Source organism: Patiriisocius sp. 208BN25-11 (genome assembly GCF_058147145.1).
This window is the reverse complement of the sequence record NZ_JBYVJY010000005.1, coordinates 114,392-135,802: the sequence shown is the minus strand read 5'-3', so window position 1 is coordinate 135,802 and position 21,411 is coordinate 114,392. Positions and strand designations below refer to the sequence as shown.

At 35.3% G+C, this 21,411-nt stretch carries 22 protein-coding genes; 15 read left to right on the top strand and 7 right to left on the bottom strand.

The window, feature by feature from the left end; all coding sequences use genetic code 11:
* Positions 1–64 precede the first annotated feature (64 nt).
* The gene (locus tag ACY2RS_RS08420; RefSeq protein WP_490098197.1) at positions 65–1,138 is read left to right on the top strand and encodes a branched-chain amino acid aminotransferase; all 1,074 of its coding nucleotides are present in this window, start codon (positions 65–67) and stop codon (positions 1,136–1,138) included.
* A 175-nt stretch (positions 1,139–1,313) separates the two neighbouring features.
* On the opposite strand, the gene ACY2RS_RS08415 is transcribed toward ACY2RS_RS08420, so the two are convergent.
* The gene (locus ACY2RS_RS08415) at positions 1,314–1,700 is read right to left on the bottom strand and encodes a pyrophosphohydrolase domain-containing protein (protein ID WP_490098196.1); all 387 of its coding nucleotides are present in this window, start codon (positions 1,698–1,700) and stop codon (positions 1,314–1,316) included.
* Positions 1,701–1,767: 67 nt separating this feature from the next.
* Between ACY2RS_RS08415 and ACY2RS_RS08410 the strand changes: the two genes are divergently transcribed.
* The 8 genes from ACY2RS_RS08410 to ACY2RS_RS08375 all read left to right on the top strand — a co-directional run bounded on the left by ACY2RS_RS08410 (position 1,768) and on the right by ACY2RS_RS08375 (position 9,234).
* The gene (locus ACY2RS_RS08410; RefSeq protein WP_490098195.1) at positions 1,768–1,956 is read left to right on the top strand and encodes a hypothetical protein; all 189 of its coding nucleotides are present in this window, start codon (positions 1,768–1,770) and stop codon (positions 1,954–1,956) included.
* Positions 1,957–2,188: 232 nt separating this feature from the next.
* Positions 2,189–3,709, top strand: coding sequence for a S8 family peptidase (locus ACY2RS_RS08405; RefSeq protein WP_490098194.1), 1,521 nt, complete (start codon positions 2,189–2,191; stop codon positions 3,707–3,709).
* 2 nt (positions 3,710–3,711) lie between these two features.
* Positions 3,712–4,356, top strand: a complete 645-nt coding sequence (locus tag ACY2RS_RS08400) for a hypothetical protein (protein WP_490098193.1) — start codon at positions 3,712–3,714, stop codon at positions 4,354–4,356.
* Positions 4,353–6,227, top strand: a complete 1,875-nt coding sequence (locus ACY2RS_RS08395) for an ATP-binding protein (RefSeq protein WP_490098192.1) — start codon at positions 4,353–4,355, stop codon at positions 6,225–6,227. Before ACY2RS_RS08400 ends, ACY2RS_RS08395 begins: the two co-directional genes overlap by 4 nt.
* Complete coding sequence (locus ACY2RS_RS08390) at positions 6,224–6,853, top strand: response regulator (RefSeq protein WP_490098191.1); 630 nt, start codon at positions 6,224–6,226, stop codon at positions 6,851–6,853. Before ACY2RS_RS08395 ends, ACY2RS_RS08390 begins: the two co-directional genes overlap by 4 nt.
* Before the next feature lie 54 nt (positions 6,854–6,907).
* On the top strand, positions 6,908–7,294 hold the full coding sequence (locus tag ACY2RS_RS08385) for a helix-turn-helix transcriptional regulator (protein WP_490098190.1): 387 nt from the start codon (positions 6,908–6,910) through the stop codon (positions 7,292–7,294).
* Positions 7,295–7,594: 300 nt separating this feature from the next.
* Positions 7,595–8,761 (top strand): cupin domain-containing protein, encoded by a 1,167-nt coding sequence (locus tag ACY2RS_RS08380; RefSeq protein ID WP_490098189.1) that lies wholly within the window; start codon positions 7,595–7,597, stop codon positions 8,759–8,761.
* Between the two features lie 104 nt (positions 8,762–8,865).
* The gene (locus ACY2RS_RS08375; RefSeq protein WP_490098188.1) at positions 8,866–9,234 is read left to right on the top strand and encodes a hypothetical protein; all 369 of its coding nucleotides are present in this window, start codon (positions 8,866–8,868) and stop codon (positions 9,232–9,234) included.
* 68 nt (positions 9,235–9,302) lie between these two features.
* On the opposite strand, the gene ACY2RS_RS08370 is transcribed toward ACY2RS_RS08375, so the two are convergent.
* The gene (locus ACY2RS_RS08370; protein ID WP_490098187.1) at positions 9,303–11,330 is read right to left on the bottom strand and encodes a dipeptidyl-peptidase 3 family protein; all 2,028 of its coding nucleotides are present in this window, start codon (positions 11,328–11,330) and stop codon (positions 9,303–9,305) included.
* A gap of 276 nt (positions 11,331–11,606) precedes the next feature.
* Between ACY2RS_RS08370 and ACY2RS_RS08365 the strand changes: the two genes are divergently transcribed.
* Genes ACY2RS_RS08365 through ACY2RS_RS08355 form a run of 3 tightly spaced genes read left to right on the top strand, consistent with a single transcriptional unit; the run spans position 11,607 to position 13,932 of the window.
* Positions 11,607–12,665: an SRPBCC family protein gene (locus tag ACY2RS_RS08365; protein ID WP_490098186.1), complete on the top strand. Its 1,059-nt coding sequence runs from the start codon at positions 11,607–11,609 to the stop codon at positions 12,663–12,665.
* On the top strand, positions 12,666–13,040 hold the full coding sequence (crcB, locus tag ACY2RS_RS08360; protein ID WP_490098185.1) for a fluoride efflux transporter CrcB: 375 nt from the start codon (positions 12,666–12,668) through the stop codon (positions 13,038–13,040). It begins immediately after the preceding gene.
* A gap of 25 nt (positions 13,041–13,065) precedes the next feature.
* Positions 13,066–13,932: a pirin family protein gene (locus ACY2RS_RS08355; RefSeq protein ID WP_490098184.1), complete on the top strand. Its 867-nt coding sequence runs from the start codon at positions 13,066–13,068 to the stop codon at positions 13,930–13,932.
* A 209-nt stretch (positions 13,933–14,141) separates the two neighbouring features.
* On the opposite strand, the gene ACY2RS_RS08350 is transcribed toward ACY2RS_RS08355, so the two are convergent.
* Entirely contained in the window at positions 14,142–14,750 is a 609-nt protein-coding gene (locus ACY2RS_RS08350) for a DUF1684 domain-containing protein (protein WP_490098183.1), read from the bottom strand.
* Between the two features lie 240 nt (positions 14,751–14,990).
* Between ACY2RS_RS08350 and ACY2RS_RS08345 the strand changes: the two genes are divergently transcribed.
* Together ACY2RS_RS08345 and ACY2RS_RS08340 are read left to right on the top strand one after the other, a co-directional pair.
* Entirely contained in the window at positions 14,991–16,217 is a 1,227-nt protein-coding gene (locus tag ACY2RS_RS08345) for an MDR family MFS transporter (RefSeq protein ID WP_490098182.1), read from the top strand.
* A 13-nt stretch (positions 16,218–16,230) separates the two neighbouring features.
* Positions 16,231–16,995: a DJ-1/PfpI family protein gene (locus tag ACY2RS_RS08340; protein ID WP_490098181.1), complete on the top strand. Its 765-nt coding sequence runs from the start codon at positions 16,231–16,233 to the stop codon at positions 16,993–16,995.
* Between the two features lie 48 nt (positions 16,996–17,043).
* Here ACY2RS_RS08340 and ACY2RS_RS08335 read toward each other — a convergent pair whose 3' ends face one another.
* On the bottom strand, positions 17,044–17,481 hold the full coding sequence (locus ACY2RS_RS08335) for an Lrp/AsnC family transcriptional regulator (protein ID WP_490098180.1): 438 nt from the start codon (positions 17,479–17,481) through the stop codon (positions 17,044–17,046).
* Between the two features lie 134 nt (positions 17,482–17,615).
* Between ACY2RS_RS08335 and ACY2RS_RS08330 the strand changes: the two genes are divergently transcribed.
* A complete protein-coding gene (locus ACY2RS_RS08330) occupies positions 17,616–18,011 on the top strand; it encodes a hypothetical protein (protein WP_490098179.1) in 396 nt (131 codons plus the stop codon).
* A 21-nt stretch (positions 18,012–18,032) separates the two neighbouring features.
* On the opposite strand, the gene ACY2RS_RS08325 is transcribed toward ACY2RS_RS08330, so the two are convergent.
* The 3 genes from ACY2RS_RS08325 to ACY2RS_RS08315 form a co-directional block, all read right to left on the bottom strand.
* Entirely contained in the window at positions 18,033–18,593 is a 561-nt protein-coding gene (locus tag ACY2RS_RS08325; RefSeq protein ID WP_490098178.1) for a DUF1572 family protein, read from the bottom strand.
* 47 nt (positions 18,594–18,640) lie between these two features.
* Positions 18,641–20,182 (bottom strand): alanine/glycine:cation symporter family protein, encoded by a 1,542-nt coding sequence (locus ACY2RS_RS08320; RefSeq protein ID WP_490098177.1) that lies wholly within the window; start codon positions 20,180–20,182, stop codon positions 18,641–18,643.
* Positions 20,183–20,274: 92 nt separating this feature from the next.
* Positions 20,275–21,387 carry a helix-turn-helix transcriptional regulator gene (locus ACY2RS_RS08315; protein ID WP_490098176.1) on the bottom strand — a complete coding sequence of 371 codons (1,113 nt, stop codon included), beginning with the start codon at positions 21,385–21,387 and terminating at the stop codon, positions 20,275–20,277.
* Positions 21,388–21,411 lie beyond the last annotated feature (24 nt).

Genomic DNA, 21,411 nt, shown 5'->3' with positions numbered 1-21,411 from the left:
ATTTTTGGCATTTTAAATAGGCTAAAAATTAGTTATTTTTGCAGTCTAAACAAACAACCTAATAATGAATACAATTAACACCAAAGAATTGCATATTGAAAAAGTAACATCTTCTAGAATAAGCGAAGTTGACTTTGACAATTTAGTATTTGGAAAGACCTTCACAGACCACATGTTTGAATGTGAATACAAAAACGGTGCATGGCAAACTCCAACTATTAAGCCTTACGGACCTATGACAATTTCTCCTGGAGCCAAAGTATTTCATTATGGTCAAGCTGTTTTTGAAGGCATGAAAGCCTACAAAGATGAAAATGACGATGTATTTCTGTTTCGCCCAGAACAAAATGCAAAACGCATCAATGCCTCTTCAAAAAGAATGGCAATTCCTGAGTTTCCAGAAGAGGTGTTTCTAGATGCCTTGCACACCATGATTAATATGGATAGAGATTGGATACAAAAAGGAGAAGGTAATTCTTTGTATCTGCGTCCGTTTGCGATGGCTACCGAAGTAGGTGTTTCTGCATCCCCTTCAAACGAATACAAATTCATGATATTAATGTCGCCAGTACAAGCCTATTACAAAGGCGCTGTAAAAGTATTGATTGCTCAAAAATACAGCCGCTCTGCAGATGGTGGTGTGGGTGCTGCAAAAGCTGCTGGAAATTACGGTGCGCAATTCTACCCAACAAGTCTTGCCCAAGAAAAAGGATTTCAGCAAGTGATCTGGACCGACTCTAACGAACATAAATACTTAGAAGAAGCGGGTACCATGAATGTATTTTTTAGAATTAACGACACGCTCATTACTGCTCCTACTAGTGATAGAATTCTAGATGGAATTACACGTAAAAGTATCCTAGACCTTGCCAAACACAATGGTATTAAAACAGATGTTAGAAAGCTTACCGTGGATGAGTTAGTAGCTGCTGCTAAAGATGGTTCTTTAAAAGAGGTTTTTGGAGCTGGTACCGCTGCAGTAGTGAGTTTTATAAGTCACTTTGGATATAAAGACGATGTATACGAATTACCTGAAGTAAAAGACAGCTATGCCACCGCTTTCAAAAAGCAACTTACAGACATACAAAACAACAACGCCGAAGATCCATTTGGATGGCGCGTGGAAGTGAAGCGATAAGCGATAAGTTTTGAGTTTTGAGTTTTGAGTTTTGAGTTTTGAGTTTTGAGTGAAATTTAAAAATAATCACAACACCTAAACATATAAACACTTAAACTTATAAACTTTTTCCTAAGGCTATCTTCTAACAGCGACTTGTATAACGAAGCCTTGGTGAAGGTATAAGCGGCCTCATTCACCTCTCCAAAATCTCCTTAATATTCGGTTTAAAATAATCTGGTCCCTTAAGTACCTTGCCATCCTCTCTGTAGATAGGTTTTCCATCTGCTCCTAACTTACTCATATTACTGCGTTGTATTTCATTAAATACTTCGACTATTTTGTCTTGCATACCATGCTCGATAATGGTACCGCATAAAATGTATAGCATGTCTCCTAAGGCATCTGCTACTTCAACTAAATCGTTATTTGTGGCTGCTTCTAGGTATTCTTCATTTTCTTCTTTCATGAGTTCAAAACGAAGTTTATTTCGCTTCTCACCGATGTTTGCGGTAGGGGTATTTTTAATTCCTAATCCAAAAGCGGTATGAAAAGCATGAACTGCGGCAATTTTTTCTTTCATAAGGTGTCATTCTATGTTTGTACTGAAATTTTCTGTTGTATTTTTGCAGCTATAAAACTACACAAATATGTTTAGTACCGGTCAATTAGGCTTCGCCATTTTTTTTGTCATTGCTTTTGTCGCTATTATTATTTACAGCTACAGAAAAGATATTGCATTACATAAAAAATACTATAAAGGCAGCTTCTGGGTACTCATAGGTTTTCTGGTGTTTGTTGGGCTGTTAGTCGCTGCAAAATACCTCTTGAAAAACTAAAACAGTACTTTCTTATTTACGAAAATTTTATTTTTACTACAAATTGTAGGATTTATATATTTCCTATAATTTCGGAATGATCAATAGATAGTCCCCTCTTCTTCCTTGTTATTTTTTGTGCACCCTACTTTTTTGATGGTTAAATATACCCACTAGTGGGTATGGTTTCAATTTTTATTAATTACAATATTTACAGAAATAAGATAGGTTTCAAAAATAGATTCAATTCATTATGTCAAAAAAATACTCTCATACCTATTTTGACGAAGATCAAAATAAATACATTGATATTGATTTTGTAACTAGTGAGGAGGATGAAATATTAACCGTTAGACCTAATTTTCACAAAAAATATTTTCAAGAAGATAATAGACTAAAAAATATAATAAAATCTAATTTCATCATTAAGCAAAAATTAGATGATTTTAGCTACATCGTAAAAAGAAAAAAAAACACCCAATTTCAAGGTAGAAAATTTAAAAGTGAACTTTGGAAACGTAAGGTTACAACTTTAAAACTAAGCAAAACATATACTTTCAAAAAAAAAACATACTTGCCTTGGAAGATATCCTTGATAGTATACTTCGAAAAAATATATAGTCACTCACAAATTAAATCTATCATTATGGAAAATGAGGATAACGGCATTGGTAGAATTATAGAAAATTGTGGGAATTATTTTTTACTAAATTATTATAATGAATCACAATTAGAAAAAGCGAAAAAATTATATAATAAAATGCCTGGTGTTAGAAGCGAAATTAATTTTTCTGAAGTTCAGCTTTTTAGCTCTAATTCAAGAATCAATATGATACAATATACTCCAGACACAATATTTACTATAGATGACAACAAATTATTTAATGATATTCAAAAAATCCATGACGAAGAATTAAAAGGGAAACAAAGCATAAAAATTGGAGTGCTAGACGATGGAGTTTATCAGCATAAATTTTTAACAAAAGCAATAAAAAATAACGGTTATGATTATGTTGAAAATTCAACAATACAAAATTTCACATCAGATGATTGGCATGGAACTATGTGTGCTGGAATAATTGGAGCACAAAAAAATGGTGACTTTGGTATGAATGGTATTGCTGCAGGATGCTCTATTGTCCCTTTCAAAATAATTAAAGATCGTACATCATGTACATTCTTTTTTATCAAAGCTCTGTATGAAGCCGCATATAGTACAAAGCAAAAAGTAGATGTTATTAGTTGTAGTCTAGAAGCAAAGTTCCCTAATTCAGAAATTTTAAGAATTCTAATAAACGAGGTTACTTCAGAGACTGAAGAAAAAAAATCAATACCAATCGTTTTTTCAGCTGGAAATATTATTGATAGAGAAACAACCGAAATGGATTTTATTAGAAACATTAAAAGGATAATTTCTGTAGCCGCTGTAGATCAAAAATTAAAACCATTAGCCAATTCTAAACACGGGAAAAATATTTCTCTATCTGCTTTTGGCTCAAAGGTTATATCCCTAGATAAACCAGGATCAGAATCATACATCACAGATCCACCACTTGATCATAACGATTTTTTGTATTTCTCTAACACTTCTGCGGCTGCTCCTCAAGTAGCGGCAACTATTGCTTTAATAATGAGCAAAAAAGGATATTTACCTTTAGATCAAATAAGAGGAATTTTGAAAGAAATAACCTTCCCAAAATTTCAAGGAATTGACAAAAAAAAGTATGGAGCTGGTATATTAAATATTAAATCAATTATTAACTATATAAATTAATTATGGCATCAGAATTTCAAGAAAATTTCAGTAGTATTAAATTAATGTCTAATACTGGTTATCAACTATTATTAACAAGTTCCTTGTATGGTACTAACTTTGCAATTTTTGGGAAGTTTTCTATTTTAGAAGATGGAAACACTGCTACAATTCAAAAATTGGATCTTAAGATATACAATTACAAAGGAATACTTGATATTGGTTTTTCAACAAAACACGCTACACAAATTACATCAAAAACAAATACTGAAGGTGAATCTTTTGTGTATGTCAAACTTTTCCTAAGAGCTGTTGTATCAGGAGATGAACAAATTAGTGAAACTCAATTTGAACCTCTTACAGCGTATCGTTTAAGTGAAATACCAGAAGAAACGATAGAGATTAGTGCTCCATATTACCTAAAAACAGAACGAGAGTTAATTCCTATTTCAGGTAATATTGACGCAAACCCAATTACCAATGGGGTTTTTGACAGTGAATTTTATTACCGAGATGGAGCAGAGTACTTTAAAAAGCAGGCACATGGCCTTCCACAGGCAGAGCAAGCTGGTATTGAAATTAAGAAAATTAATACTGACCTTTTTAATGAAACTGGTCCTGGTAGAACTTGTTATAAATCGGCTTTCCATTTGGTTTTTAACTCATGAGAATAGTAAGCTTTTTAATACTGTTATTTATATGCTGCCCAATAACCAAAGGGCAGCATGGAAATAACATTGATAATATTGTCGAAAACTTGTACTTATTAGATTTTAAACAATCTGAATCCTTACTAAATCAAGTCGAAAATTCTTCGCTAAAAAATTCCCTATCATATTTAAATACTATTATCAAAAATCGAGGTGAAGAAAAAATAAAAGATTCTATAGCATACAATAACATAAAGTGGGGTTCACCAAATAAAACAAACAACTTGATTAATGCATTAAGTAAAGCTTATTATTTAATGTATTATTCTAAAAGCGAAACATTATCATTCTTAGAATTCAATAAAATTTTAAATAGTAAAGAAATTGAAAATTCTACTACATTCAAAAAACTTGTTTTAAGTAGTATACTGGAGCTTTATTCATTACAAAAAACACCCAATAGCAAAAAACAATTTGAATATTTAAAAAAACTAAAGAATCTCTCAAACTCATGTCAAGACGAATTAATAACAAATTATTTTGAGACATCTTTCTATGGTCAATCAACTTTAAAACCTGATCATTTTGTTCCCTTATCTAAAAAATTAAATAAAAAAATCTATTCATGTACTATTTCTAAAAATTGGAAAACAAATATTTATGACGTGCTTACTGTATACTTTAGAGAAGACTTAAAGCAACAAGACAGTATTAAAAAATTCACAGATTTAATATTAAAAATGCCTGAAACTAACTTCACAAAAAGATCTAAATTTTATGCTAATCTAGAATTATCATCATTAAATGCTCAAAATAATAATGTTTCAGAAGCTATTAAACACCTTGAAATTAGTAAAAACAAATTCAACGAAAGAGATAGTTCAAGAGCAGCATATAGTTATTATAGATTTGGAGCAATGAAAGTTTTATATCCATTAGGTGATTATAAAAAAGCATACGAATATTTAGAAAAATCACTTTTTTTTGAACACCACCTAAACTTCATTGAAAATCAAGAAGACATCAACCAATTAAAAGTAGAGTTAGATACCGCCGAAAAAGAAAAACAACTCCTCATTTCTGAACAAGAAAATGAAAAACAACAATACCTACTCATTGGCCTGGGAAGTATTTTGCTATTAGGTGGATTCATTGCTGTGCTTATCAATCGCAATACCAAACGCAAACAACGCATTGCCGAACAGCAAAAAGAACTTGAAATTCAAAAAACAGAGAAACTACTCAAAGACCAAGAAATCACTTCTATTAATGCCATGATAGAAGGACAAGAAAAAGAACGACAACGCTTAGCAAGCGACTTACATGATAGCGTAGGTGCTACCCTAGCTGCTGCCAAGCTACAATTTAACCACATTGCTAGCAACCCAGAAAAGCTCGTCGAAATGCAACCACTCATAGAGAAAACCAAAATGCTTTTAGAAGAAGCCTATACTGAGGTTCGCAGTATGGCACATGTTAAGAATAGTGGTGTGTTAGCAAAAAACGGTTTACTTCCAGCCCTAAAAAAACTAATCAAAAATGTTTCGGCCACTGGAACCCTAAACATCACACTGCAAGATTTTGGTCTCGATGAACGCATAGAAAACACCCTAGAAATTTCCATATTTAGAATCATACAAGAACTCACCACCAACATTATAAAACACGCCAACGCCACACAAGCAACCATTGACATCACCAAACATGAAGACACCTTGTCTATCATTGTAGAAGACAATGGAGATGGTTTTACCCCTTCAGGAAATTTAAATAAAGAAGGCATGGGCTTAGGCAGTATAGAACGAAGAATAGAACATCAAGATGGTAGTATGGAAATAGACACCACGCTTGGAAAAGGAACCACCATTTTAATAGACATACCCATATGATACGTATTGCCATAGCCGAAGATCATCAATCACTAGTAGATGGTATAGATTTACTACTGAAATATGAAACCGACATTACCATTGTAGGTACCGCAAACAATGGAGAAGACCTCATCGAAATTGTTCGAAAGAAAAAACCGAAGGTGGTCATCACAGACATTAAAATGCCGAAAATTGATGGTATCTCTGCCACCAAAATCATTAAAAAAGAGTTTCCAGAAATAAACATCATTGGCTTTAGCATGTTTGATCAAGAAGAAGCGGTTCGCCAAATGATAGATGCAGGAGCTACTGGGTATTTATTAAAAAATTCTCCCTTAGAAGATTTATTGGCCGCCATAAAAAGTGTTGCCCTTGGAGGTACTTTTTTCGACAAAGAAATCGATCCAAGGTATCTGGATGATTCTTACAAAAAAAATCAAAAAAAATCGCTCTTATCTGCCAGTGAAAAAGACATCCTAAAATTAATTGGACAAGGAAAATCTAGCAATGAAATTGCAGCCATAAGGTTTACTTCTGTTTCTACTGTAGAAAAACATCGAAAAAACATGGCTCGCAAACTAGGGCTTCAGGGAAAAGGTGAATTATTACGCTATTCTTTAGAGAAAAAGTATGATTTTGAGTGAAAATACCCATTAGTGGGTATTTCAATACCGTACCTATCTGCCTACATTTGGGATATGAGTCCCTACAAAAAAATTACATCCCAAGTTACAGAGGCATATCTAGAAGACAGGCTCCTAAATGCTGAAGAAACCATGGAGGTATTAGTCTCATTAAAAAAAATATCTCAAAATAAACTCTTATTAGAAAAAATTGTAGGATACATACAATCGCTTAAAAACCAAGAAAATATCTACAAGTTCTTGTCAAAGAGAGAGCTACAAGTCTTCAAGTTAATTGGTTGTAATTTTACTTCTTCAGAAATTTCAATAAAACTATCTATTAGTAAAAATACGGTAGCTACTCACAGAAAAAATATCATTAAAAAATTACACCTAAAAGGGACACGTCAATTAAAAGGTGCGGCAAATATTTATATTGAGAAAGAGCTTCGCAAGAATTAAAAATAACCAGTAGTGGTTATTTTTAATTCCTACAAATTATCTTAAATTTGAAGAAATCTAAATATTTATTATTATGACTAAACTAAAGAAGACTGATTTTGAGGTATCAAATGTCTCAAAATCCAGCACTTTCAAAAAAGTAGTATTCACATCTCTTATTGCTACATCGCTAACAATGGGATCTTGTGTATCTGACCCTGCAAGTTGTACGGATGCAAATTCATTCGACGCTGTAGGAAACGGATCAGCATGTGTTGATTCTGACTAGAAATTACTACTAAAAAGTACACCCGCTTTAAAATGAATTTACAAGAAATTTTATTTCCAATTACTCTGGAAACTTTCTTTGCAGAATATTATGAGAAAAAACATCTCGTTATTCGCAAAAAAAACAAAGCAGCTTTTAGCAACGTATTAACGGTTCATGATCTTGACAAGATGTTTTATACTGTGTCTAATCACCATCCTCAATTTAGGCTGGTAGATCACTCACTAGACGCTGTTCCAGATCCAAAAACCTATACGGTAAAAAACAGCGATCTTATTGATCCACTAAAATTTGTAAAATCATTTGAAGCGGGCTGCACTTTAGTGATGTCAAACCTCGAACACAAAATTGAGGGTTGTAGAGCACTTACCAATGAGTTTGAATCTTTTTTCAAACACAGAACACAAACCAACATCTATCTTACACCAAAAAATGCGCAAGGTTTTGCAACACATTATGATTCTCATGATGTATTCATCCTACAATTTGAAGGATCTAAAAACTGGCGTATTTATAATAATGCTATGCCACTTGCAGACAAATCTACTGCTTTTGTAAAAGAAGGTTTTGAACCTGGACCCATCGAAGATGAGTTCACATTAGAGCAAGGAGATGTTTTGTACATTCCAAGAGGGATTGTACATGACGCTTATTGCACACATGAAAATAGTGGTCACATAACTACTGGTTTGCTAGGAAAAACTTGGGCCGAACATCTTGGCGAAATGTTATTAGAAAAGTCTAAAGATTATCTAGTATTACGTCGTTTTACGAAACTACATGAATTTGAAGGGCTTGATTATAGCCAAGAAAAAACCGAAATGATTTCGGTCTTAAAAGACATTATAAACGACCTTGAAACCAATGAAGAAGTTTTAGACGACTTCTATTCTAGACAAAAATCTATCTCTAAAGGACACCTGCTCCAGATGCTAGACATTAATGCTATCACTGGAACATCAAAAATACGTATACGAGAAAAGCACAAAATTAGAATCTCTCAAAATGACACGCAGTTTGCCATTAAATTTTACGATTTAAAATTAGCCATGCCACTTGCTGCAGCTTCTTTTTTAGAAGCATTGTTTACAAGCAATGAATTACAAACAGTAAAAGACATTCCTTGTACTATCGACGAAGAAAGTAGAGTCCTTATGGCACACGAATTAGCAAAAATTGGTTTATTGGATGTTTCCTAACAATAACTAACATTTCAGAAAAGCTTAAAAAATACCCACAAATGGGTATTTTTTTTGTTAAAAGTGTACCCTAGTTTTACACTATAAAAACAAACAACATGATAATGAAAAAAATTACTTTAGTATTCGCATTACTTTTATTAGTAATAACAACAAGTTGCAGCACCGATGATGACAAAGGTGGAAATGTAGTTCCACCGCCGTCTAACATTGAAAATAGAATTGTCTTCTGGTCAGATTTTCCTGGAGAACCAATAAATGTTTTTGTAGAAGGGCAAGCAATTGGTACTATTACAACAATAGGTTCTGCACCACCTGCGTGTGGATCATCAGGAAATGTAACAAGAACTTACAACCCAGGTACCTACTCATACACTGCAAGAGAAAATGGAGGTGACAATCCTATAAATTGGAGTGGTACTTTTACCATTGAATCTAATGTAAGTTGCTTGAGGTTTTTATTAAGAAAATAGAACAATGTGATCCAATAAAAAAGCCCTAGTTAAAAAACTAGGGCTTTTTACTTTGTTATATTTCAATATTAATTCTTCACCGGAAGGTTGCTGTAATTTTTAGCATAATCCAACATTTGAGACTCAAAACTCTCGGGTTGTACAATTTCAAAACCTGTAATAGTACCAGCATCATCTGTAGTTGGAGTAATTACTGGGTTTACAAAACCACTGTAAGGCGCAGATGTAAACTGCTTGTTACGCTCCAATACTTCTGCATGAATTTCTTGATCTACTTTTACACCATATCCTTCTACCAAGGCTTCAACTGCTGCATAATCACCTTCACTTTTAATACGCTGTGTTTCTCTCAATAACTGTCCAAAAAGATCGTGCAATTTTTCATAATCGTTTATTTCGAAATAGGTTTTACCATCTCTTTTCACTTTTGAAATCACATTATCCTTCATGCCTTTTTCAAAAGCCCAAGCAGATACCCATTGTCTGTTTACCATATGCGCTTCTTCCACATCATCTCCTAATTTTAATCTAATTAATTGTGTCATTAGACCATTTCTAATGTATCCATCAAAGGCAGCTTTTCCTACTTTGGTCCAATCTTCTACCAAACCTAGTTCTTGTAACTTTGGAGAATACAGGTAGTACAACCCAACTAAATCTGCACGCCCTTCTTCTAGGGTTGAAGCATATTTTTTAAGGGTTTCTTTGGTTTCTCCAACACCAGGGTTTAATTGTCCAGAAGCATGTCCAATTACCTCGTGCAATGCCGTGTGTAACTTATCTGCTAACTGACCGTATTCCTTTTCTAAGGCATACTCTTCATCGTCATGTACAAATTCTTTTAAACGACCAGATCCACCTGCGTTGTTATAAGCACCAATAATATTTCCTAAAGAAACAGACTTAGACCCTACAGCGGCACGAATCCAGTTTGCATTGGGTAAGTTTACCCCAATTGGTGTACTTGGTGAAGCATCTCCAGCTTCTCCAGCAACGTTTACTACTTTGTAAGTCACACCTACTACACTGTCTTTTTTGTGTTCTTCCATTAATGGAGAGTTATCTTCAAACCATTGTGCATTATCAGACAACACAGACATCTTCTTTGACATGTCAAAATCTTTAATCTGTACAATAGTCTCGTAAGAACCTCGATACCCAGCTGGATCATTGTATACTTCAATAAAGCTGTTGATGTAATCTATATTACCATCGGTTGCAGCCGTCCAAGCAACGTTATAATCGTCCCAAGTTTGTAAATCTCCAGTTTGGTAGTACTTAATTAAAAGTCCTAAAGCATCTCCTTGCGCTTTGTTTTCGGCAACGCCTTGTGCTTTTTCTAACCAGCTTACAATTTTATCAATAGCCGCTCCGTATAGTCCACCAGACTTATACACGCGCTCTATTAAAACACCATCTTCTTTTACTAATTGAGAGTTCAATCCATACGATAAAGGTTTCTTAGGGTCTGGAGACTTCTTTGCTTTGTAAAAGGTCTCTACATCTTGAGTAGTAACATCTGGTCCGTAAAAGTTTACAGCAGATTTTAAGACATTGTCTATACCATTTGCAAGGTTAACTTTCTTATTATCTTTATCATTAAACAGTACATCAAACGCTTCACCTTCTAGTGTTGCACCTGTATCTGTTAACAATGTTTTTAAATAATCTGCAGAGAATTCAGGCTTCATTTTGTCATTCGAATAATGATGGTGAATCCCGTTGGCAAACCAAACACGATTCATGTAGGTTTCAAAATGCTTCCAATCTGCAGTACTTTTATCTCCTTTGTATCCTGTGTAAATCGTTTCGAAGGCTTTACGAATTGCCAAATTATGACGGTAGTTTTGATCCCACATAATGTCACGCCCTTCAAGACCTGCTTGTGTTAGGTAGTACACCAACTTTTGTTCTTTTAAACTTAAGTTTTCCCAACTTGGAATTTGATATCGTAAGATTTTAATGTCTTCGAATTGGGTGACATTATAATCAAATTTTTCTGAGATTGTAGTAGCTGCTGTGTCGTCTTTTTTAGTTTCATCACAAGAAAAGAAAAGCAATGAAGCAAAAGCCGCCACCAATAAAGTATGTTTCATGGTTTTAGGTTTTATTTTCACAAATATATTAAAATAATCACAGCGCATTATAGATTCTTAGTGCTGTTATAAAGAAGTACTTCGGAAATATGAACGGGTCAAATGCATTAGAAAATCAACCCGTAGTGCTTTCTAAAATTTGAACCTTTAAAATAGTGGCCAGCCAATAAAATTTCCGAAGAATAAGAAAAGATGAATTTTCAACCCACACCTACGCTAATGGAGTCTAGAAGGCATAAAAAAAATGCATATATTTACGATATAAACAACCCAATTATGAAAATTTTAAAATATATATTCTTCTTGTTACTTATTGTAATCATAGGAGGTGCCATTTATTTTGGCACAAAAGACGGAAGCTACGACTTTGCCGAGGAGCGCGTAATAGACGCACCTGCAGCTTTATTATATAGCAATGTAAATGACTATAAAAACTGGCCTACTTGGAGTCCGTGGCTCGAAAAAGACCCTAATACTGTGCTTACCTACGGCGACAAAACTTCTGGCGAAGGGGCTAATTATACCTGGGAAAGTGACAACATGGAAGTAGGAACCGGATCCATGGCAACTGTTGCGGTAACTCCTAATAAAAGAATAGAACAACAAATTACATTTGCATCCCCTATTGGAGATTCTAAGAGCGATGTTTGGTGGAGTTTTGAACCTACAAATACGCCTGGACAAACCAAAGTGTCTTGGGGAATGAAAGGCGAGCAATCTTTATTAGAAAAAGTATTTATGTCGTTTATGGAAGACGACATGGAGACCATGGTGAGAAGAGACTACCAAAAAGGACTTACCAAACTTGAGAAAACAGTGCAAGCAGAAATGCAAAAATACACCATCGATATAGACAATACAGTGGCAGAATATGGAGGTGGTTATTATATGTATGCTACCACTTCCTGCAAAATGCAAGATATAGGACTCAAAATGGCAGACCTCATGGGACAAGTAGTTGGATACATGCAAGCCAACAAAATTAACATGGCAGGCTATCCTTTTAGCATCTACAACCAAGTAGATGAAGCAACAGGAAGTGTGATATTCTCTGCAGCTATTCCTGTAAAAGAAAAAGTAATTACTCCTAGTGGTAGCTCAGTAAACGCGGGTTATATGAAACCTGTAAGTGCTGTAAAAACAATTTTAAAAGGAAACTATACCAATTTACCACAAGCCTATGCAAAAGCAAATGAGCATGTGGCAAAAAGTGGATATACACCACATCCTACTGCAAAAATGTTTGAGGTATATCCAACAGATCCAGAGTTAGTGCCTAATCCAGCCGATTGGATTACAGAGATATATGTACCCATTGTAAGCCCATCTTTATAAATGAAAAACGTCTTATTAGTTTTCTTGGGTGGCGGACTAGGAAGTAGTTTGCGATATCTCATAAGCAAATATCTCAATGCACTCGAAAATGTAATTCCATTTGGAACCTTTGCAGTGAACATAGTAGGTTCTTTACTCATAGGAATTGTAATGGGACTTGCCTTAAAAAATGAAACAGGGACTAATACGATGATTTTATTGGTAGCAACTGGCTTTTGTGGAGGCTTTACCACCTTCTCTGCCTTTGCTATGGAGAACTATCAAATTTTAAAATCTGGCGACATTACTCATTTTATCATCTACGGTTTAGGTAGCTTGTTACTGGGTGTATTGGCTGTTTTTATTGGATTATGGCTCTCTAAAACCATGTTCTAGTAAAGAATCTATCAATAATAATACTATGCAAAAAAATATAAAAACCCTCATCCCTGCTTTTGATATCAACATGGGTGGTATCATTTTAAAACAAGCCTTGCCTACTCAAAAAGTACCGCAGGTAGACCCTTTTTTGCTATTACATCATGGAGATTTTAAATTTACCAATCGTTCTAAGGCGATTCAGCAAGGTATTGGTCCGCACCCGCACAGAGGTTTTACTCCGGTTACCTTTGTCATTGATGGCGAGGTACACCATAGAGATAGTAGAGGGAATAACCAAATAGCCAAAAAAGGGGAAGTACAATGGATGCATGCAGGCGCTGGAATTGTACATAGCGAAAGACCTTCACAAGCCTTAACCGAACGAAAAGGAAGCCACGAGATCATACAACTATGGATTAACAGTCCGGCAGCTTCAAAAATGGACATTCCAAGTTATCAATATGTGCCCGAAGACCGTATTCCAATCTATACCTCTGAAGATGGAGCTGTTAACACCAAAGTTATTACTGGACAACAAAAAGACATTCAAGGCCCTTTTACCTCAGTTTCTGAAGTGTTAGTATTGTGGGCTTCAACTCAAGATAAAGGAACAGAAACCTACACCATTCCAGAAGGGTATAACTGTATGCTTTATCTTATCTACGGAAATATTAGCATTTCAGGATACGGTCTTGTGGCAGAAAAAAGTCTGGCCATCTTTGAGAATGCTGGAAATACCATTACTATCACCGCAAGTAATGATGCCTCTTTTTTAATCTTAGCAGGGCCACCTATTAATGAAAAAATGGTACAACAAGGTCCGTTTGTCATGAATTCTGAAACCGAACTATTAGAAGCCATGCGTGATTACCAAATGGGTAAAATGGGTGTGCTTATTGAGGAATGATTGGTGACGGATGACGGATGACGGATGACGGATGAAATTAATTTGAAAATGTGTCAATTTGAAAATGAATTACCAGAAAAAACGCTTTGCTCCCTTTATTCCCGAAGCATCGGGAGGGTAAACAAAGCTGAATGATCTATTTAAACCTGATGAGGGCACTGCATACTGCATTTATTCTAATCACCACTCACAAATCACTAGTCACCAAACTAATGATTTTCCCCAAAGTCTTTTACCCCAGCTTCGATACGTACGAGCACATCATTTTCTTTAGGAGGAATTGGACAAGAATAGTTGCTGTTATAGGCGCAATAGGGATTATACGCTTTGTTAAAATCCAACACCATAGTATACCCTTCTGGGATTCTTACATCTAAAAAACGTCCGCCACCATAACTTCCATCACCACTTGTTAGGTCAGTAAAGGGTAAAAACAAATAATCTACATACTCTGGATCTTCTGAAATTGGAACACTTTGATACAAGCTGAGTTGTAATTGTTTCCCGTCTAGTTCAAAATGTGCTTCGCCATATTTTACATATTCAGGTAGGCGGTCTGTTGTTGTTGGCATTAAGAAAGGCGTCTCATTAGGTGTACGCTTAAATGTAGCTGTCACCCTAAATTTTAAGTCTATTGGATAAAAGTCAAGCTCCTTAAATTCTTTTAAATCTTCTGGAGTAAGTATAGAGGTTTCTGGATTAGCGAAGTTCTTATTTTCTTCTTGTTGATAAGCAACCGCCTCTAAAAATTCTGGAGATTCACGCTGTGCAAAAATAAAGGTGCTTAACAATAAGAATAGGTAGGGAGTGTATTTCATTTTTTAGTATTTCAGTAAATATATAAAATAGAATAGAGACCTAATTAAAAAAAAATAATTAGGTTTGAACTGTAAATCAAGACAATGATTATTAATACAACATATAGATGCCAACAAAATGTGTGGATTTCGGTACCGAGATCTAGGGGCGCTATGTATTGACTATTATAACCATATAAGATAATTCAATCGTAAAACGTCCTAGTTAACACTAGGACGTTTTATTTTTATATACCAATCATGAAAAAAATTTACAACAATTATATCGCAAACTTTGAAGGGCTTTCTAAAGAAATTTGGCTGCTCTCTTTAGTGACATTCATCAACAGACTTGGTGCCATGGTGATTCCATTTTTGTCACTATACTTTGTAAATGACAAATGCTTCTCGTTACCTCAAGTGGGAATCTTAATGACTTTTTATGGTGTAGGCTCTTTAGCGGGAACTATGGTGGGCGGTAGATTAACAGACAGTATTGGATTTTACAAAGTAATTATAGGCAGTCTTTTTTTAGGCGGCATTGGTTTTATATGCATCCAATTTTTAGAGACTTTCTATGGTCTCTGCGCAGGAATTTTTACACTTATTTTTGTTGCAGATGCCTATCGACCTGCTATATATGTAGCAAGTGATGCTTATAGCAAACCAGAAAATACTACTAGAAGTATAGCGCTCATAAGACTTGCTATAAACTTAGGGTTCTCTATTGGACCACTCGTAGGGGGGATCATTATTGCCCATGTAAATTACGGTGCACTCTTCTGGATCGATGGGCTAAGCTGTATTTTTGCTGCTCTTGGGTTATTTATCTGGCTAAAACCAAAACAAGTAGCTAAGAAAAAAATACAAACCAAAGAACCAAAAGAAGGAGTATCTCCCTACAGAAATGCAAATTACATGCTGTTTTTCGCCATCATGGTGCTTAGTAGTATTGCCTTTGTACAATATTTTAGTGTGATGCCGCTCTATTGGGAGCAAGAACATTTCCTTAGTACAGATCTTATAGGATGGCTCATGTTTGTAAATGGCGCTATCATTGTTGTCTTTGAAATGCCTCTCGTAAGTTGGTTAGAAAAAATTCAAATCAATAAAGTGATGGCTACCCTTTGGGGTGGTGTGTTCTTGAGTATTAGTTTTTTTATTGTAAATCTTACAAGTTGGACTGGTGTGCTTATTATAGGAATGATATTAATGACGCTTGGAGAAATGATAGCATCTCCTTTTTCTAGTGCCCTTGCGCTAGAAATGGCTCCCAAAGGACGTAAAGGAAGTTATATGGGATTATTAAGTATGAGCTTTTCTATTTCTCATATTATAGGGCACAGCAGTGGGATGAATCTGGCAGATCAGTTTGGTTTTGAAACTACCTGGTATGTGATGACGGTATTGCTATTATTTGTTACTGCATTGACCTATCTTCTTTATGTATCATTGAAAAAAAAAGTACATTTACGATACCTTAAATAATACCTTCGGAAATATGAGATCCCTTTTATATGTTGCTTTTTGTATGCTGCTTATGGCGTGCCAAAACAAGGAAACGCAAACACCTGAAACAACTACCAAGAAACAGGAAGCACTTGAGGAGAAAATATTTCCGAAGTTAGAAGCCAATAGATACAATGTAGCCTTCTTAATTATGGAAGGCACGTTTAATACAGAGCTCACGGCACCTTTTGATATTTTTCAGCACACCATTTTTAGAGAAAACATCAAAGCTATGAATGTGTTTACCGTGGCAAATACTGACGACCCAATCACCACTTTTGAGGGCATGCGCATTATGCCAGATTACAACTATATAAAGGACGCGCTTCCTAAAATAGACATTCTAGTAGTGCCCAGTGCCGAGCATCATTTAGATACCGATTTGGAGGATACCGCCATGATAGATTTTGTGAAAAAAGTTGACAAAGAAGCGATCTATGTTACCTCACACTGTGATGGTGCTTTTATTTTAGCCAAAGCAGGTTTATTAGATGAAAGTGTTTCGACTACCTTCCCTAGTGATATAGATGCCATGCGTGAGATGTTTCCGAAACTAGATATTAGAAAAGATGTATTGTTTGTACATGACAAGAAATATATCACCTCTGCTGGAGGAGCCAAAAGTTTTGAAGCTGCTTTGTATTTGTGCGAGTATTTGTATGGAAAAGAAATCGCCCAATCCCTAGCAGGTGGCCTTGTAATAGATTGGAATCTTGATACGGTGCCGCATCTCATTGTATCAAATACTGGTGATTAGTGATTGGTGAAGGGTGAAGGGTGAACAGAACACGTTGAATACTAAACACTAACTAAGGGGTTTTATAGCATTATGTGCTACCACATGAGACAACACAATTTGTGTTTTGGTCTCCCCGTACACAATGAGCTGATCAATAAATTCTTCTAAGTGTTTTTGATTTTTTAAAACAACCTCCATTACAATATTTTCATTCCCGGTAATACGGTAACAATTTAAAACCTCATCATAGGTTTTCACTTTTGCCAAAAAGGGTTTTAACTTTCCCATAAAAGCACGCAAAGTAATAATAGCTTTTAATTGATATTGTGCCGCGAAGGGAGAAACAATAGTCTTGTAACCGTGTATTAATCCTGCATCTTCCATTTTCTTGATGCGCTCATTTACGGCAGGAGAACTTATCCCTACGGCTCTTCCAATGGCGGCATTAGAAATCCTAGCATCTTTTTGCAACAAATCTAAAATTTTCCAATTTAACGCATCCATATATTTTTTAAAGTATTAAAGAAAATTTAATTAAAATATAAAGCAAATATACGTTTTTACATTAAAATCGATATTCGTTTGCCGTTTTCTCTTAGTATTTTTGAATTGCTTGAAAAGAAAAACATGCTAACACAATGAAATCTATCGTTTTAGATCCATTTCCCAGATCGCCTATTTACAACAAGGCCATAGAAATCTTCACCCTATCTAGAAGTATTGCATCTTATGTAATAGATGATATTACCATTAGAGACCCTCATGATTTTGAAGATCCTTCGTTATATGTGACGGGTGATATTATGCAACAATCGGTTTCTCTTGCTCCTGAAATTTTAAAAGCCGAGCAGCAAACCTTCCAAGAAGACAAGTATAAGTATGTAGCGAGTGTAGATAGACTTGCCAATTTATTATCTCGAAATTGCGAGCGTCTAGAAAGCATACAAAGCAACGGGAAGGACTTTTTACCGATTCTAAGAAAAGAGCTTAAGAAGTTTAGAAAACTCCAACACAGTTGGATGTTGACGCTTTAGACTATGCTTATGTAAACACACCTATATTTTTAAATCATCAGAGAAGTGTCCTCCATGTTTTCCTTTGGAAAATTTTGTGGTATTAAACTCTTTAGATCCCCCTTTTGGAATGGTTAAGCTTATCCATTTTTGATCTTGAATCATACGTCCTATATATACTATCTGACCAATATGATACACATAATGCGCAAACTGTCTATTAATGGCTTGGACAATTGAATGCGATTGGTTTCTAATAAATACTTCGGTATGTATGGTATCTTTGTTAACCGAATCTAATGCCTCAAACAAGCATGCCCAGCCTTCATTCCATTTTTCTAGGAGTTCTTTTTTAGTAGTGATAACTGCTTCAAATTCTCGATCTCTATTTCTCCATTCTTTTTCACCATCTTCGGTTAAAAAGTTAGTCCATCGAGATAGCATATTTCCCCACAAATGATTTACAATAATCGCAATTGAATTGGAAGCTTCATTGTGTTGCCAAAAAAGTGCTTCTTCATCAAGCTGTTTAAATGTTTTCTCTCCAACAGATTTGTAATAAACAAACTGTTTCTTGATACTTTCAAGATACATTTCTTCCATAAGTGTATTTTCTTTAAAATTTTTAATCCTCTACTATTTCCGAAGTACTACACTACTCTATTTTTAATCAGTTGCATGTAATACTGTAGTTCTTGTTTTACTTTTTTACGCAATAAAAAGAGCCCTATCATGTTTGGAACCATCATGGCAAAAATCATGGCATCACTAAACAAGGTTACCGAGCCTAATGTTATGGCTGCCCCTAACACAGTGAACATACAAAAAATCAATTTATAGGTATACTCATGTTTTTTACCTCTCCCAAACAAATAACTCCAAGCTTGGTAGCCATAATAAGACCATGAAATCATCGATGAAAAGGCAAATAATATCACTGCAACCGATAACAAATACGGAAACCAAGACACGCCACTCTCTAGCGCAGCTGCCGTAAGTAAGACCCCTTCTTCATCATTTAAAATAGTCCCTGGCACTATTTGTCCAGTAATAATAAGCACTAATGCTGTCATGGTACACACCACCACTGTATCAATAAAAGGTTCCAATAATGCGACCAATCCCTCACTTGCTGGGTATTTAGTCTTTACCGCACTATGAGCAATAGAAGAACTACCAATACCGGCTTCGTTACTAAAAGCTGCTCTTTTAAACCCTTGAATAAGCACTCCTATAAATCCGCCCGTAACACCCTGCGGACTAAATGCTCCATCCCAAATGGCTTTGAATGCATTGGGAATTTCTGAAAAATTTAATCCCAAAATGGTGAGTACTGCCAACAAGTAAATAAGGACCATAAAAGGTACTACTTTATCGGTTACATTGGCAATTTTTTTTATGCCTCCAATAATAACAATACCCACTAATACTGCCATCACAAGACCAAAAATCCATCCTTGACCAAATATAAAGCTCTGTTCTGCCCCTGTAACATATTCAAACAACTTAAAGGCTTGATTTACTTGAAACATATTTCCCCCTCCAAAAGATCCACCTACGCACATAATAGCGAAAAGAACGGCAAGTACCTTCCCTAATTTTGGAATCCCCAACTCGTGTAAGCCTTTCTTTATGTAATACATAGGACCTCCATACACCACACCCTCCTCATTGACTTCACGATATTTCACTCCTAAGGTACACTCCACAAATTTAGACGCCATGCCTAAAAAACCAATCAATATCATCCAGAACGTGGCACCAGCTCCTCCAATAGATAAGGCAATGGCTACACCGGCAATGTTCCCTAATCCTACCGTGGCAGAAACAGCTGCAGTTAATGCTTGAAAATGACTTACCTCTCCTTCTCCCTCTACTCGTATAGTATCAGGATTGTCCTGATCTACAGTTGATACAGAAGAAGAAACTGCCACATGGCCATCATCTTCTAGGGCATCATAGTTGCCTCGCACCACTTTAATAGCAGTTAAAAACCCTCGTACGTTGATTCCTTTAAAGTATATGGTAAAATACCCTGCCCCAAAGATGAGCACTAACAATACCCACGGAACTCCAATAGTATCTGTTATGGGTATTTCGGCAAAAACAGCATCTGTAAACCAACTAGTGGCATTACTAAATTGTTCATTAATTTTTTCATCAAGAGTACTTTCTTGTAGTAGCGAGATCATGGTGTCGTTTTTTTGGCAAGTTGTTCCAAAAGTGGGTACGACAAAAGGTTAAGCACTATTCAAAATTTAAGGTGCTATAGTTAACCATATACTTAAAGAGGTTTAGATAGAGAAGCGTATTGTAATAAATCGTTTTGTTTTGCAAAGGCTATTAATTGTTCCTTACCCCCTGCTCCGCTGATGCTAAGGAGTTTTTTTATTTGATGAATATGCGTTTGCAAACCATCTAAACTTATATTCATTTCTTTAGCCAATTCGGGATAGGATTTTTTACTTCCAAAATACGCCAAGTTTGCCAAGACTTCTTTTTGACGATCTGACAATTCAACTTTAGAGGCATTTACGAGGACATTCAACTCGGTTTTGAGACTTTTAATGCTATCTAGATGACTCTCATTTGCCAAAGTTAATTGTGCTAATTCTTGTTTGAGTTGTACATTCTCAGAAGAGAGTGTTTGCGCCAAGGTTTGTTGCTGTTCCTTCTCAGACAAAAATTTCCAACTATACAATAAGATGGAGAATAATAAAATAAATAAAAACTTAAAAGAAATGGCTGTAATGCTTCCCACCAAAGACCAAAAGCTTTGATCTATAAATTGCACCACTTGATCTTGTGGGATAATGCGATGCGACACCGCAATGACAATTAAGACAAATAATGAAAAAGTTGGCAAATACATAAACCTCATCTGTCGCCCAGAAAATGCATTGTTTAGTTCAAACAGCAATGAAATAGCCACAAAAATAGAAATTGGAATATCGATAAGCCAAGTGAAATTAGAACTCAAATCTGTGTTGGTGAAGGATGTTGCTATAAATACAAAAACAATCATTCCTAGTACACCGCCATACAACATGATAAACTCTTTTGTAGAAAACCGTTCTACCAAGCGCACCCCAAGTCCTCTAGTACTTTCATGTTCTATCGAAGGCAAAGACAGTAAAATAAACAGAGAATTTGCCAGCGAAATAAACACTCCCCAATAGACCGTAATTTTATGCGTACTTCCAAAGATTTCTGTACCTATTAAATTTCCAACAGCACCAATGCCCCAGGCAAAAATTGCCAAACCAAACCATTTAATTCCTTGTGCAGAAGCGGCACCTATTCCTTTTGCCCGCTCTTTTATAAAAATGCGTTGTATTACAACAGCACTAATGAGGCAAACAATGGCGGTGACAGTATATTCTATAGTTGCAAGCAAAGAAGTGTTTTTTGTTAAAGATAT

Excerpts from the sequence above, each read along its gene's own strand:
- ACY2RS_RS08400 (WP_490098193.1), top strand. The coding sequence starts at position 3,712 with ATGGCATCAGAATTTCAAGAAAATTTCAGTAGTATTAAATTAATGTCT.
- ACY2RS_RS08405 (WP_490098194.1), top strand. The coding sequence starts at position 2,189 with ATGTCAAAAAAATACTCTCATACCTATTTTGACGAAGATCAAAATAAA.
- ACY2RS_RS08380 (WP_490098189.1), top strand. The coding sequence starts at position 7,595 with ATGAATTTACAAGAAATTTTATTTCCAATTACTCTGGAAACTTTCTTT.
- ACY2RS_RS08375 (WP_490098188.1), top strand. The coding sequence starts at position 8,866 with ATGAAAAAAATTACTTTAGTATTCGCATTACTTTTATTAGTAATAACA.
- ACY2RS_RS08370 (WP_490098187.1), bottom strand. The coding sequence starts at position 11,330 with ATGAAACATACTTTATTGGTGGCGGCTTTTGCTTCATTGCTTTTCTTT.
- crcB (WP_490098185.1), top strand. The coding sequence starts at position 12,666 with ATGAAAAACGTCTTATTAGTTTTCTTGGGTGGCGGACTAGGAAGTAGT.
- ACY2RS_RS08340 (WP_490098181.1), top strand. The coding sequence starts at position 16,231 with ATGAGATCCCTTTTATATGTTGCTTTTTGTATGCTGCTTATGGCGTGC.
- ACY2RS_RS08355 (WP_490098184.1), top strand. The coding sequence starts at position 13,066 with ATGCAAAAAAATATAAAAACCCTCATCCCTGCTTTTGATATCAACATG.
- ACY2RS_RS08345 (WP_490098182.1), top strand. The coding sequence starts at position 14,991 with ATGAAAAAAATTTACAACAATTATATCGCAAACTTTGAAGGGCTTTCT.
- ACY2RS_RS08415 (WP_490098196.1), bottom strand. The coding sequence starts at position 1,700 with ATGAAAGAAAAAATTGCCGCAGTTCATGCTTTTCATACCGCTTTTGGA.
- ACY2RS_RS08390 (WP_490098191.1), top strand. The coding sequence starts at position 6,224 with ATGATACGTATTGCCATAGCCGAAGATCATCAATCACTAGTAGATGGT.
- ACY2RS_RS08365 (WP_490098186.1), top strand. The coding sequence starts at position 11,607 with ATGAAAATTTTAAAATATATATTCTTCTTGTTACTTATTGTAATCATA.
- ACY2RS_RS08410 (WP_490098195.1), top strand. The coding sequence starts at position 1,768 with ATGTTTAGTACCGGTCAATTAGGCTTCGCCATTTTTTTTGTCATTGCT.
- ACY2RS_RS08350 (WP_490098183.1), bottom strand. The coding sequence starts at position 14,750 with ATGAAATACACTCCCTACCTATTCTTATTGTTAAGCACCTTTATTTTT.
- ACY2RS_RS08420 (WP_490098197.1), top strand. The coding sequence starts at position 65 with ATGAATACAATTAACACCAAAGAATTGCATATTGAAAAAGTAACATCT.
- ACY2RS_RS08320 (WP_490098177.1), bottom strand. The coding sequence starts at position 20,182 with ATGATCTCGCTACTACAAGAAAGTACTCTTGATGAAAAAATTAATGAA.
- ACY2RS_RS08385 (WP_490098190.1), top strand. The coding sequence starts at position 6,908 with ATGAGTCCCTACAAAAAAATTACATCCCAAGTTACAGAGGCATATCTA.
- ACY2RS_RS08325 (WP_490098178.1), bottom strand. The coding sequence starts at position 18,593 with ATGGAAGAAATGTATCTTGAAAGTATCAAGAAACAGTTTGTTTATTAC.
- ACY2RS_RS08335 (WP_490098180.1), bottom strand. The coding sequence starts at position 17,481 with ATGGATGCGTTAAATTGGAAAATTTTAGATTTGTTGCAAAAAGATGCT.
- ACY2RS_RS08395 (WP_490098192.1), top strand. The coding sequence starts at position 4,353 with ATGAGAATAGTAAGCTTTTTAATACTGTTATTTATATGCTGCCCAATA.
- ACY2RS_RS08330 (WP_490098179.1), top strand. The coding sequence starts at position 17,616 with ATGAAATCTATCGTTTTAGATCCATTTCCCAGATCGCCTATTTACAAC.